This is a genomic window from Brachybacterium netajii (SeqCode), from assembly GCF_054114245.1.
Window position 1 is genome coordinate 137,220 of sequence record NZ_JBSYXB010000007.1, and the last position, 12,760, is coordinate 149,979.

12 protein-coding genes, 2 tRNA genes and 1 other annotated feature are annotated in these 12,760 nt (G+C 67.8%); of the genes, 10 read left to right on the plus strand and 4 right to left on the minus strand.

Annotation, left to right across the window (positions count from 1 at the left end; translation table 11 throughout):
* Positions 1-4 precede the first annotated feature (4 nt).
* Complete coding sequence (locus tag ACXET9_RS13005) at positions 5-559, plus strand: DUF3566 domain-containing protein (RefSeq protein ID WP_457887059.1); 555 nt, start codon at positions 5-7, stop codon at positions 557-559.
* 132 nt (positions 560-691) lie between these two features.
* Here the strand turns inward: ACXET9_RS13005 and ACXET9_RS13010 are convergent, their stop codons facing one another.
* Positions 692-1,189 (minus strand): aminoacyl-tRNA deacylase, encoded by a 498-nt coding sequence (locus ACXET9_RS13010; protein WP_457887060.1) that lies wholly within the window; start codon positions 1,187-1,189, stop codon positions 692-694.
* Positions 1,190-1,211: 22 nt separating this feature from the next.
* A complete protein-coding gene (locus ACXET9_RS13015) occupies positions 1,212-2,819 on the minus strand; it encodes a molybdopterin-dependent oxidoreductase (RefSeq protein ID WP_457887061.1) in 1,608 nt (535 codons plus the stop codon).
* Between the two features lie 163 nt (positions 2,820-2,982).
* On the opposite strand from ACXET9_RS13015, the gene ACXET9_RS13020 reads away from it, so the two are divergent.
* The 3 genes from ACXET9_RS13020 to ACXET9_RS13030 all read left to right on the plus strand — a co-directional run bounded on the left by ACXET9_RS13020 (position 2,983) and on the right by ACXET9_RS13030 (position 3,359).
* Positions 2,983-3,056 (plus strand) — tRNA-Ile (locus ACXET9_RS13020).
* Between the two features lie 20 nt (positions 3,057-3,076).
* The gene (locus ACXET9_RS13025) at positions 3,077-3,265 is read left to right on the plus strand and encodes a DLW-39 family protein (RefSeq protein ID WP_457887062.1); all 189 of its coding nucleotides are present in this window, start codon (positions 3,077-3,079) and stop codon (positions 3,263-3,265) included.
* 18 nt (positions 3,266-3,283) lie between these two features.
* Positions 3,284-3,359 (plus strand) — tRNA-Ala (locus ACXET9_RS13030).
* A 689-nt stretch (positions 3,360-4,048) separates the two neighbouring features.
* Here the strand turns inward: ACXET9_RS13030 and ACXET9_RS13035 are convergent.
* A protein-coding gene (locus tag ACXET9_RS13035) for an IS3 family transposase (RefSeq protein ID WP_457887063.1) occupies positions 4,049-5,292 on the minus strand; the annotation gives its coding sequence in 2 pieces (ribosomal slippage) (positions 4,049-4,998 and positions 4,998-5,292; 1,245 coding nt in all).
* Positions 4,886-5,014: a sequence feature (AL1L pseudoknot), on the minus strand. (Overlaps the previous gene by 129 nt.)
* Before the next feature lie 162 nt (positions 5,293-5,454).
* On the opposite strand from ACXET9_RS13035, the gene folE reads away from it, so the two are divergent.
* From folE to ACXET9_RS13060, 5 genes are all read left to right on the plus strand, one after another.
* A complete protein-coding gene (folE, locus tag ACXET9_RS13040; protein WP_457887064.1) occupies positions 5,455-6,066 on the plus strand; it encodes a GTP cyclohydrolase I FolE in 612 nt (203 codons plus the stop codon).
* Positions 6,067-6,177: 111 nt separating this feature from the next.
* The gene (locus ACXET9_RS13045; protein ID WP_457887065.1) at positions 6,178-7,617 is read left to right on the plus strand and encodes an ABC transporter transmembrane domain-containing protein; all 1,440 of its coding nucleotides are present in this window, start codon (positions 6,178-6,180) and stop codon (positions 7,615-7,617) included.
* Positions 7,614-9,374, plus strand: a complete 1,761-nt coding sequence (locus tag ACXET9_RS13050; protein WP_457887066.1) for an ABC transporter ATP-binding protein — start codon at positions 7,614-7,616, stop codon at positions 9,372-9,374. The genes ACXET9_RS13045 and ACXET9_RS13050 overlap by 4 nt, the downstream gene beginning before the upstream one ends.
* Positions 9,375-9,669: 295 nt before the next feature.
* On the plus strand, positions 9,670-10,266 hold the full coding sequence (locus ACXET9_RS13055) for a hypothetical protein (protein ID WP_457887067.1): 597 nt from the start codon (positions 9,670-9,672) through the stop codon (positions 10,264-10,266).
* Positions 10,267-10,513: 247 nt separating this feature from the next.
* On the plus strand, positions 10,514-11,020 hold the full coding sequence (locus ACXET9_RS13060; RefSeq protein WP_457887068.1) for a hypothetical protein: 507 nt from the start codon (positions 10,514-10,516) through the stop codon (positions 11,018-11,020).
* A 589-nt stretch (positions 11,021-11,609) separates the two neighbouring features.
* Here ACXET9_RS13060 and ACXET9_RS13065 read toward each other — a convergent pair.
* Positions 11,610-12,116 (minus strand): MarR family winged helix-turn-helix transcriptional regulator, encoded by a 507-nt coding sequence (locus tag ACXET9_RS13065; RefSeq protein WP_457887069.1) that lies wholly within the window; start codon positions 12,114-12,116, stop codon positions 11,610-11,612.
* 66 nt (positions 12,117-12,182) lie between these two features.
* Here ACXET9_RS13065 and idi point away from each other — a divergent pair, with 66 nt between their 5' ends.
* Positions 12,183-12,755, plus strand: a complete 573-nt coding sequence (gene idi, locus ACXET9_RS13070; protein WP_457887070.1) for an isopentenyl-diphosphate Delta-isomerase — start codon at positions 12,183-12,185, stop codon at positions 12,753-12,755.
* Positions 12,756-12,760 lie beyond the last annotated feature (5 nt).

The window sequence follows — 12,760 nt, forward strand, 5'->3', positions numbered from 1 at the left end:
CCCCGTGAGCACGAGCAATACACCGACCAGCACGTCCGGTGCGACCTCTGCGCTCCCGGCGTCGGGGAGCAGCGGCCCGTCGGCGAACCCCGACCACACGGGATCGCTCGACACCGGTCTCGGCGGCGGCAAGGGGCAGGCGTCCAAGGGCGCCAGCCGCAGCCCCGTGAAGCCGACGGCCGACGGGGCCGAGCGGCGCGGTCCGCGCCGCGTGCGCCTGACCCTCGCGCGGCTCGACCCGTTCTCGGTCATGAAGCTGTCGTTCCTGATCGCGATCGCGATCGGCGTGGCGACCGTGGTGGCCGTGGTGCTGCTGTGGAACCTCGTCGACGCGATCGGCCTGTGGAGCCAGATCGACCAACTGGGGCGCGATCTCAACGGCGGGTCGCCTCTGCCCTTCATGGACTTCTTCAGCTTCTCGAAGATGGTCAGCTACGGCACCGTCGTGGCCGTGATCAACGTCGTCATCATCACCGCGCTCGGAACGCTCCTCGCGTTCCTCTACAACCTGGTCGCCGCCCTGCTCGGCGGCCTCAAGCTCACCTTCACCGACGAGTGAGGCGCTGAGCGCGGGCCCCGCGGGGTCCCTCCGAACCGCAGCGGGCGGGCACCTGGGGAAGGGTGCCCGCCCGCTGTGCCGTTCGGCCTCGCGGCCTCGCGGCGTCGCGGCGTCGCGGCGCCGTCCGTCCGGTCAGGACAGCTGCTGGAGGACCGTCACGTCGGCGACCTGGGCGTTGAGATGCGCGAGGGCAGCCTCCGCCTCGACGACGACGGCGGCCCCGTGCTCGCCCGCGCCCAGCGAGATCCGTCGACCGGGCTCACCGACGAGCGAGGCGTCGGCGACGACGGGCCACGCGGTGCTCGCCCCGAAGGGGGTGATCGTGCCGCGCTCGTACCCGGTGACCTCGCGGGCGACCTCCTTGTCGGGCATCGAGATCCGGTTCACGCCGAGCACGGCCCGCAGCTTCGGCCAGGAGATCTCGCGATCCCCGGGCACCAGCACGAACAGGAAGTCACACTCCCCACGGCGCACCACGAGGGTCTTGACGATGTCGCGGGGCTCGACGCCGCGCACGGCCGCCGCCTCCGCGAGGGAGGCGACGCGCCCATGCCGCACGAGCCGGTGCTCGAGGCCGGCGGCCTGCAGGGCGACGACGGCAGGATTCTCGACGGCAGGATTCTCGGTCATGGCTCCACGGTAGTCCGCGGCCTCAGACGACGGTGAAGCCGATGCTGTGCCAGCCGCTTGCTCCGTCGGGCGCCGGCGGGGCGACCTCCTCGGTCTGGGCCTCGCCCTCGCCGTCGATCGCGCGGACGGTCGCCGTGTGATCCCCCGGTGCGGCGTCGTCCCAGCGCAGCGACCACTGGACCCAGGTGTCCTCGCTGAGGGCGGCCGCGAGCTCCGCCTGCTGCCAGTCGCCGTCGTCGATGCTGACCTCGACCGCGGCGATCCCGCGGCCCTGCGCCCAGGCGGTCCCGCCGAGGATCGCGGCGCCGTCGGCCCCGCGCTCGAGCGAGCCGCCGGAGCGGGGCACGTCGATCCGGGACGCCGTCTTGATGGGCCCGCGCTCGGACCAGCCGCGGTCGGTCCAATAGGCGGTGTCGTCGGCGAAGCGCGTGACGGTGAGCCGCTCCACCCACTTCGTCGCCGAGACGTAGCCGTACAGTCCCGGCACCACCATCCGCACCGGATAGCCGTGCTCCCGCGGCAGGGCCTCCCCGTTCATCGCGACCGCGAGGATCGCGTCGCGATCGTCGGTGAGGGCCTCCAGGGGCGTGCTCGCGGTGAAGCCGTCGACCGAGCGGGACAGGACCATGTCGGCATCGGCCGCGACGCCGGCCCGGGCGAGGAGGGTGCGCACGGGCACGCCGATCCAGGTGGCGTTGCCGGCGAGGTCCCCGCCGACCGTATTGGACACGCAGGTGAGCGTCACCCGGGTCTCGATCATCGACTCCTCCAGCAGTTCCGCGAAGCTCAGCTCGAGCTCCTGCTCGACGAGGCCGTCGATGTGCAGCGACCAGTCCTCCGTGTCGACCCGGGGCACGACGAGGGCGGTGTCGATGCGATAGAAGTCGTCGTTCGCGGTGATGACGTCGGGCATGCCGACGATCGTGACCTGCGCATCCGCCGGCACGGCGGGCGCGCTGCGGTCCGGCGTCGGCACGCGGAAGGCCTCGACGGCCTTCTGGGCGGTCGAGCGGGCGCCGGCGACGAGCCGCGAGCCGCCGCCGACGACGAGCGCGAGAGCGCCGGCAGCGCCGAGGACGAGCAGGCTCCGTCGGCCGCGGGCGGTCTCACGGACCCGGCCTTCGCCGGTGCCGGGATCCGCGAGGGCGGGGCCGACGGGGGCGGGACCGGCCGGGTCGGGGATCACGGAGGACAGCAGCGCCGACAGCACGATCACGCCGGCCAGGGTGCCGACGAGCGAGGGCGCCGCGTCGGCCGCGGTCGCCGAGGCGCGGGTGAGCGCGGCGGCCGTGGGGATCAGCCCGAGCACGGCCAGCGCCAGCGCCGCGGCGCCCGGCCTCCGTGCGCCGAGAGCCCCGATGCCCGCGCACAGCAGCGTCAGCACGATGCCCATGCAGAGCATCAGCACGAGCTTGTCGGCGGTCCCGAACAGGGAGATGACGAGGTCCTTCAGCCCGGCGGGGACGATATCGACGACGACCGATCCGACGACGGCCAGCGGCGTCGCCGAGGAGCCGAGGACGAGGCCGGTCAGCTCGGCGACGGCCAGCAGCGCGCCGCCGGCCACGATCCCGGCGAGCATCGGCAGGAGCGCGGGCGGCGAGGATGGAGGAGCGGGCGCATCGGACATGGTTCCTCGATCCCTGGTGCGGGCTGGGATGAGGGCACTGTACGCTCGACGCCTGACGCTGTGATGTGCCGTACAGCAGGGCTCTTCGATTGGACGGCGCCGGACGGCGCCGGTAAAGTGGTCTGTCGGTGGTAGGAACCGGTCGCTCCGGGAAATCCCCCACGGGCCTATAGCTCAGTCGGTTAGAGCGCTGTCCTGATAAGACAGAGGTCACTGGTTCAAGTCCAGTTAGGCCCACTTCGATGATCGGAGGATTCGTGAAGAAACTGATCAGAGTCGCCGCCATCCTCATCGGTGCCGCAGCGACGGGAATCCTCGTGTGGCGCAAGGTCGAGGCTGACAATCTTCGCAACGATTTGTGGGCCGAAGCCGAGAAGGTTGAGGTCGATAAGACCCCCCGCCCCGCATCCTCGAAGACTCAGCCGGTTCCCGCTCCGCGGTCCTGATATCGGATAACTGAACACGGGGACTTAGCTCAGTTGGTAGAGCGGTAGCTTTGCAAGCTTCAGGTCAGGGGTTCGACCCCCCTAGTCTCCACCATGTATGACAGCAGAGGCCCCCTCCTTCGGGAGGGGGCCCCTTCTATGTCTACGCAGTTGAGGATGTGTTTTGGTACCAGCGCAGTGGCAAAACTCCTCGCGGGCGGCGGTAGCGAAATGGTGGCATCCGAGTAGTACTCGGTGATGAGTCGGGTGCGCCTTGTGCGCCCCGGGGGCTGACGCTGTGACCAGGGGAGATGCGAGAGGGTTCGCACGGTGCGCCCCGTGCGCCCTGGCTCGCGCCATAGCGTCGGCGCGGAGGTGGTGCCCATGGCGAGCCCCGATCCGCGGACTGAGCGAACCGGCGGTCGAGCGTCTCGATGCTGAGGCGGCGGCACTCGGGCTGTCCCGCAGTAAGCACCTCCGCTGGCGTCTGGAGCGGAGGCTCGGGTCCGCCCCGCTGCGCCGATCACAGAAGAGGACTGGAGCCGATCGGCGGCGGCCTTCGGGGATCTTGCTGACCCCGACCTGATCGATGCCGCGTGGCGGTGACGAGCTGGCGGCGTCTTTCATCGCGCGGTCGGGTAGTAGTAGTCCGGTAGTCGTGGCCGTCGGACTATCCGACTGTCACGGGACCGATGCACGATCAGGTGTCACATTGACCTGACCGATGGCTCGGTTTCCAGTTGACGTCGCTAGTCGATGGTCTTCATGGAAGGCTCTTCGCATGCCTGAACCGCCCCGGGTTTGTTAGAGGCTCGCAAGTGCCGCGTCGGCGGGTGCTGGCACGGCCTGGTGATGGTAGACGTCTTCGAGCTCGACGGGCGGGATCATGCCGATCTCGCCGTGTAGTCGCCGGTGATTGAACCAGTCGACGTACTCCGCGGTCGCGATTTCGAGGTCGTCGATGTTCTTCCAGGGCCCGCGGTTGCGGACCAGCTCGGCCTTGAATAGCGAGTTGAAGGCCTCGGCCAGGGTGTTGTCATAGGAGTCACCGGTGGAGCCGACCGAGGCGACCGCGCCGGCCTCAGCAAGGCGCTCGGTGTAGCGGATGGCGACATATTGAACGCCCTTGTCGCTGTGGTGCGTGAGCCCGGAGACCGCCTGGCCTGCGTGATCCCGGGTCCAGATGCCCATCTCCAAAGCATCAAGCGCGAGGTCGGTCCGCAGCGACTTCGACAGCTGCCAGCCGACCACGCGGCGGGAGAACACGTCGATGACGAATGCGGCATACACCCAGCCATCGAATGTGCGGCAGTAGGTGATGCCCGCGACCCAAAGCTGGTTCGGAGCGGTTGCGGTGAAGTCACGTTCGACCAGGTCGGGACGGCCATCAGGGCCGCGGCCGGGGATCGTGGTGCGTGGGCCTTTGGCCCGGCTGATTCCTCGTAGCCCTGCGGCGCGCATGAGCCGCTCGACCGTGCAGCGCGCGCGGTCGACGCCCTCACGACGCAGCTGGGCGTGGACCTTCTTCGCCCCGTAGACGCCGAAGTTCGCGGAGTGGACCCGGCTGATCTCGACCAGCAGTTCCTCGTCGCGTAGCGATCGCTTCGAGGGTAGGCGAGTCTTGCTCGCGTAGTACGTGCTCGGCGCGATCTGGGTGCCCGCTGCGGTGAGAGTGCGGCAGATCGGCTCGACGCCGAACTCGTGTTTGTGCTGGTCGATGTACTCCACGATCAGCGCTGTGGGCGGTCGAGCTCAGCCGCGAAGAAAGCCGAGGCTGACCTCAGGATCGAGTTCGCCCTGCGCAGCTCACGCACTTCCTTCTCCAGTTCAGCCAGGCGCTGGGACTCGCTGGTCGTCGTCCCTGGACGGTGTCCCTCGTCGACTTCGGCCTGCACGACCCAGTCGCGCAGAGTCTCGGGATTGATCCCGAGCTGCTCGCCCACACGGCGGAACGTGCCCGACCTCGTCGATGGATCACGCCGTGCCTGAACGGCCATCCTCGTGGCTCTCTCCCGAAGCTCTTCGGGGTACTTCCTCGGTGCTGCCATGGTCCTCTTCCTCCCGTGGATTCAGAGCCTCCACCAGACCCGGGGCGGTTCAGAGTAGGGTGCGCCCACGTGTGCCGCCGCTTCCCTGGAATCATGGGCGCCTGATGGACCGCGTGAGGGACGGTGCGCCGTGGATGCGCCCAAGACCTTAGAGTGGACGACGTGACCGGCATCCGCACGATCGACGAGCGGCCGATAAGACGCGAAGTCGATACGGGACGAATCGAGCGCGCCGTGCTCGAGATCCTATGGGCGATCGGGGAGGATTCTGGTCGAGAAGGGATCCGGGACACGCCGCGCCGCGTCGCCCGCGCGTACGAAGAGGCATTCTCCGGTCTGCATGAGAATCCGGAGGCTGCGCTCGGGACGGTGTTCCAGGAGCGCTACCGCGATCTGGTGATCGTTCGAGACATCCGCGTCTCCTCGTTCTGCAAACACCACCTTCTGCCGTTCTCAGGCAAGGCGAGCGTCGGCTACATTCCGGGAGCCTCCGGCGCCGTGGTGGGACTATCGAAGCTCTCGCGTATGGTCGACGTGTTCGCCCGAAGGCCGCAGGTGCAGGAGCGGCTCACGTCTCAGGTGGCAGATGCGCTCGTGGAGTTCCTCGCCGCGGAGGGAGTGATCGTCGTCATCGAGTGCGAGCACGTCTGCATGTCGGTTCGCGGAGTGCGGAAGCCGGAGTCGAACACGGTGACCTCGGCACTTCGAGGGTCGCTCCGCAGCGACCCGCAGAAGCAGTCGGCAACGGTGAACCTGATCAGATCTGGAGCGTAGGACATGGTTCGGGCTTCTCGGGGTTTCTTCGATCTCGCACTTCGCGGAGAACTGCGAGATCCCTGGCGATTGATGGGCGCCCTCGTTCTGCCGCGCGGTGGCAGGCTCACGGTGGCGATCGCGCTCCTGGCGCTCGCCGCTGTCGTGCACATGGTGGTTCCGTGGTTCTTGTCGAAGATCGTCGACGAAGGGGTCATGCGCGGTGATGCGGAGGCGCTCCTTCGATGGGGGGCCGCGCTCGCTGCCGTCTCGTTCGTCAATCCCGTCTCCTATGCTGTCGGGTTCAGGATGCTCGGTCTGCTCGAAGCCGGTGCCCGTCGTGATGTGAACCTCGCCGTCAACAGGAGAGTGTCACAGGATCCGCGGGACTCTACGCAAGATCTGAGCCTCGGTGAGACTGTGAATGTCGTCACGAACGACAACGAGGTTCTGGCTTCGGTGTTCTCCACGACGGCTCACGGCGTGATGAACCTCATCGCCTTCTCCGTGGGCATCGTCCTGGTCTGGCAGATGCATCCGTCGTTGGGGATCGCCATCGCCGTCGGCGTCTGGGCAACCACGGCGGTCGCCGGCCCGCTTCTCCAGCGCTTGGAGCGCCGATCGGATCACTATCGGGAGAGCCTTGCCGAGACGGCGCGCACCGCAGCTGACATGATTCAGGGGATCCGCGTGCTGCGCGGTCTGGGAGGTGAGGCCAGGTTCGGCGAACGCTATCGTCGTCGTTCCCGCGACCTCGTGGCCGATTCCTATGCGGTCTCGAACCACAGCAGCTGGATCTACGCACTTCAGCAGGCGGTTCCGCTCGCCTACATGACGATCGTCCTATGGCTCGGCGCACGACTCTGCCTCGCCGGTGCGATATCGGTGGGCGAATTGGCCGCGGCGTTCGGGTATGCGACAGGACTCGTCATGTACTCGGGATCCCTCCTGGGCAATGCTCAAGCCATCGTCGCCCTCAGGGTGTCGGCCCGTCGAGTGTCGGAGTTCCTTTCCATGGGTCGCAAGGATTCCTCGGCGGAGCCGGCATCCGCGAGGTCCGAGATACCGCCCGAGCACGGAGGGCTGACCGTGCTCGTTCCCCGCGAGATGCGGGACGCCTGGAGCCTGTTCACAAGTTGGTCGTCGCGGAGCGCCAGCCGCGACGTCCTGCTGGTCTCCGATCAGGACTACATCTTCTCCGGATCCCTGTCGGAGGCTCTCAACGTCAGCGACGGCGATGTCGACCGAGCCCTCGACGCGGTCAGCGGGCATGACATCCGATCAAGCATCGCGACACAGCAGCGCATCCAGGACAGGGGTCTCAATCTCTCTGGGGGGCAGCGACAGCGATTGGCGCTGGCGAGAGCGCTTGCGCGCGAACCGCGCACGCTGCTTCTCTGCGATCCGACCTCGGCGGTCGATGCCGTCACGGAGCTGGCCATCGCCCGCCGCATCAAGGAGATGAGGGAGGGGAAGGCCACGATCGTGGCCACTCGCTCCCGCATCTGGCGCGCGTGCGCTGACACGGTGGTCCATCTGGACACTCCGCGCAAGGACGGAGGATCTCGATGATCGATGACGGTCAAGTGATTCAGCAGCTGCCGGTGAGCGACGGGAAAGCCTCCCGCCTGGCGTTCCTGCGTCTCGCGTTCCAGGAGCGTTCCACAGTCTCGTGCATCCTCGCCCTGTACCTGGTTGCGGCAGGCGGTGGCGTCGCCATACCGATCGCTCTCGGGGAGGTGATCGACGGTGTAGCCGAGGGGTGGACCGCAACTCAGGTCGATCTCCTCTGCGCGCTCCTGTTGATCGCCGTCGTGTGCCAGCTGCTCGCTTCACGCTTCGGTCAGCGCCTGAGCCACCGATACGGGGAACGGTGCGCGTCGTCACTTCGCGAGCGCACGATGGAGCGCGCGCTGCGCCTGCCCCTCACCGTCGTCGAGAGAGCGGGGATCGCTGATCTGCTGACGAGAACAGCCGGCGATGTGGCTGCTGTGTCGAACGTCCTCCGCCAGACGGGCCCGGGCGTCGTCGCGGCGGGGTTGGAACTCGTGGTGCTCGTGGCGGCGGTGGCTGTCGTGTCCCCGTTGCTTGCGATGCTCATCGTGCCGGTCGTCCCGTTCCTGGTCGTCGTGTCGCGGCGCTACGCGAAGCGAGCCGCCCCGGTCTTCGCGCGGGAGCGGGCGGCGATGGCGGAGATCGCCGAGATCGTCTCGGCGACGGAGTCAGGGGGGCTCACTGTCGCAGCCCACCGGCTCGGTGAAAGCCGTGAGGCAGCGGGTGCCGCGGCCATCACCGGCCATTGGCAGCGAGTTCGGCAGATCGTCGGTCTCCAGTCGTGGTTCATGCCGGCCTTGGACATCGCGCAGATCGTGCCCGTGATCGCGATCCTGTGGGTGGGCGGCCTCTGGGCTGGCGCCGGCTACGTGACGGTGGGCGCAGTCGTCGCGTGCGGAATGCTGACCTACCGCGTGGCTGGTCCGCTCGAACGGATCATGTACTCCCTCACTGACCTGCAATCCGCGTCGGCGGCGCTTGCAAGGATCGAGGGGATCGGACTGGTTCCGTCGGAATCGCGGGGCGGTCGCACCGCGGCATCAGGCATAGCTCTCGACCACGTCGTGTTCGGGTACGAGTCCGGACCCGAGGTGCTTCGAGTCGATGAGCTTCGCATCCCCGAGGGAACCCACGTCGTCGTCGTCGGCGGATCAGGCAGCGGCAAATCGACCCTCGCCAGGCTGATCGCCGGCATCGAGCGGCCGCGATCGGGATCGGCGACGATCGGCGGGGTGGTCGCAGCGGACCTCGAGCCCGAGTGCCTCCGCCGACGCGCAGTGCTTCTCACCCAGGAGAATCATGTGTTCGCAGCGACGCTCCGAGAGAATCTCGCTCTTGGCGCAGGGGAGCCGGACGACGATTCGCTCTGGGAAGCGCTGGGGAGGGTGGGCGCGTCCTGGGCGCGCAGCCTCGCGGAGGGGCTGGACACCGTGCTCGAGACAGGCGAGCTGCGTTTGACGGCCGCGCAACGACAACAGCTCGCACTCGCGCGGGCGCTCGTCGCGGACGCGGACATCGTGATCTTCGATGAGTCCTTCGCCGCCCTCGACGCTCACTCCAAAGGAGATCTCGAAGGCAGCGTCTTCACGCTGTTGCGAGAGCGAACCGTCATCGTCGTCGCGCATCAACTTGACTTCGTATCGGACGAAACGCGCATCGTCGTGGTCGCGGATGGCGAGATCGTGGAGGACGGCGTCCACGCAGAACTGGTCGTCGCCGACGGGACCTACGCGTCGCTGTGGGATTCGTGGAAGGCCGGCCACGGGAATGAGTGAGCTGAATCGCCCGGGGTCGTCGACGAGACCGAGCGAGATCGGCGATGGCGGCTCGGGATATGAGGGGATCATCCTCAGCGCCAGCGATTTTCTCTGTCGCAATGACGGGACGGCCCTGCTTCCCTAGACCAGACCGTATCTATTCAACGGTGCGGTGAGGCACGCAGACGAGGACGACCGCTGGCCGGGGCTCGGAGGAACCCAATTGGCCCGCTCGTATCGACACGGGGTGCGGGGAGAGTTCCGGAGAGCCGTCAGCCTTCTCGCGGAGCTGCGCGGTCATGCGGATCCGGCTGTGAGGCTTGTCGCCGAGAACAACATCGCCTACTGGCATGGGGCGTCAGGGGACCATGCCATGGCCGTGCGCCGTTTCGGCTCGCTGGCTCGCGATGCGTCGATCATGTTCGGACCCGGTCATGTGATGAGAGTCGCGGCTTGTGGGAGCGCTGCGCACCGGATGGCGCGTCACGGGCAGGTGAAAGAGGGCATCCGTCTGCTTGAGGACATTCTCGTCACAGGCGCGAGCGACGGGCTTTCGACAAGGGACGTGCTGCTGGTGCGAAACAACCGCGCCTTCTGGATCGGCGAGAGCGGCGATGGGGCGCGCGCCCGGGAGCAGTTCGCGATGCTGCTCCGCGAACTCGGACCCGACGACTTCTATGCGCTGGCGACGCGGAACAACCTCGCGTACTGGAGCGGGTTCATGGGAGAGGTCGGAAGAGCTCTTGACGAATACGAGACGCTCAAAGCCCAGTTGCAGAACCCCGCACTGCTGTCTCGGCTGGGGGGCGATGTCGCAGCCCGCCCACGAACAAGAAGCCGCGCAGCTACGCGCGCTGCTCGAGACCATAGATCACAAGCTCGATCAGGTGCTCCGGGGTCAACGGGATGAGATCATCGGGGATTTATCCGGAATCGAGCGTGAGCAACGGGCAGCGTCGAGAACCCTCGAGCTGGAAGGTGCGAAAGATCAAACGACATGGTCGAAGAACGACAGCGCGTCTCGCGAGCTGAGACAGGTTTAGGCCAAAGCTGTTCTCAAGCTCATCGGCATCGCCGAGGATCTTGAAGCGCTGAAGCGCTTTGGTGAACTCCGCGCACGACTCATCAGTGCTCGTGAGGAAGTCTGGCTGTGGCTCATGGTGATTTCGCGGTGCACAACGGCGCATGATGAGCACGCGATCCTTGAGCTCAATTGCACGGCAGCGACCAACCCTGATCAACTTGATATGAGGAGGGTCACGCCTGACATCCTGCGTGCGGAGGAGCGCACCGAGGTGCACGTCGTGCTCTCAACACTCGTCGCACGACTGACCGACGCTGCGAAGCGAGCCAACGTGCGCAAGCTCTTGCACTTCCGCGCCGTGCCGGAGGTGTTCGAACAGGTGACTTATGCACGCGACGCTGCTCGTCGCACGGGCGAGGCGCTGGGCATCAATGTCGACTGGACGGAAGTCGACGCGATCAGCTGGCGTGAGGCGGCGTTGCAGCGAAGCCAGTGGCGCAATGGCGTTGCAGACGGTGCAACGATCGCGTGGGAGAAGGGTAAGCCGGTTGTCGTAACCCTCGCGATTTCGGCCGTGGGCACGGTCGCCCTTGCTGTTTTCAAGGGCTCAACAGACTCCTCGGCGTCGACAGAAACGTGAGTGTTCGCCGCAAGTGCGCCCCATCGTGTTAAACGGCCCCGGAATCACGCGTTTCCGATCTGCTTTGCGAGCTTCAGGTCAGGGGTTCGACCCCCTAGTCTCCACTCGAGAAACCGTGAGACAGGGACTCGTCGCGAGGGCCCCGCCGTGAGGTGGGGCCCTCGTGCTGTCCGGAGGCGGGCGGTGGCGGCGATCCTCGGTCGACCTCTCACGCCGACGCGGTGATACGTGTCGGTAACAGCGGTGTTTCCGACACGTATGACAGCGTGGCCGCGCTCGTGGGCCGGGCTCGCGGGTCGTGGTCGGGCCCGCGTGGTCTCGTGGTCTCGCCGTGGGCCGGGCCCGCGCTCGGGGTCGATGTGCGATCCGTCCAATCCGCCCCCCCGCCGCGCTCGCCGAGGGCCATGGGGATGATGGCGGATCCACCACCCTCGAGGCCCACCTGACCGAGCTGAACCAGTCCGGGGTGTCCGGCACCGCCGGGGCGACCATCGAGGGCAACGAGGTCACCGTGACGGTGGAGAGCACGTCCACGTCGGCGGCACCAGCTCCTGCTCGGATGCCGAGGTCGAGCTCGTCGCCGCGGTGATCAGTCCGACGGCTCGGTCTCCAGGTGCTCCGCCATGGCCAGGAGGAAGTCGGCGGCGGCGCGCCTGGCGGGCTCGGGGACGTCCTGCGCGATCTCGAGCATCCGCCGGTGCATCCGGCTGAGCCGCTCGCGCACCTCGGCGTGCCCGGCGTCGGTGGCCACCACGATGCGGGAGCGGCGGTCGCGGGGGTGCGGAGCGCGCGCGAGGTGACCGGAGGCGGTGAGCCGGTCCAGCAGCTTCGAGGTGGAGGCGCCGGAGATGTCCAGCAGCTGCGCGAGGCGGAGCGGCGTGATCGGGTCCTCTCGCAGCTCATGGGCGATCACATGGCGGAGCGCGGCGAGATCCGTGGTGTTCATGCCCATGTCAGAGCTCACCCGTCGCCGCATGTCGTGGTCGGCCGCACGGAACCGGCGCAGGGCGGAGAGGAGTGCGGTGGTGGAGTCCGCCTCCGGGTACCAGTACCCGTCCCCGAGGCCTTCGTCCTCCTCATCAGGGGCATCGCGCATGGCTGGATGGTACAGTCCATTTTGATAGATAGGCTAAGCACATCGCTCGCACGCCGAGGAGGCCGCATGTCCCACCCGGCTCCACCGATCTCCGACCCGGAGGACGTGGTGGTGCTCGTCGACCCCGACGGCACCCCGCGCGGCGTCGCCCCCCGTGCCAGCGTCCACACCGAGAGCACTCCCCTGCACCGGGCGTTCTCCTGCCATGTGGTGCGGGAGGATGGTCGCGTGCTGCTCACCCGGCGCGCCCTGACCAAGCGCACCTGGCCCGGGGTGTGGACCAACTCGGTCTGCGGGCACCCTCGCCCCGGGGAGGACGATCTCGCGGCGATCTCCCGCCGGGCGCAGGACGAGCTGGGCCTCGCCGTGCACGACGTGCAGTGCGTGCTGCCGGGCTACCGGTACCGCGCGCAGGACGCCTCTGGGGTGGTCGAGAACGAGATCTGCCCCGTGTACCTCGCACGCGCGACCGCGGAACCGATGCCCCATCCCGACGAGGTGATGGACCTGCGCTGGGTCGATCCCGCCGAGCTCACGGCCCTCGTCGGCGCCGCTCCGTGGATCATCAGCCCGTGGGCGGCCGAGCAGCTGGCGCGACTCGGACCCCTCTTCGCGGCGGCCCCGGCGGTGCGAGGATGACGGTC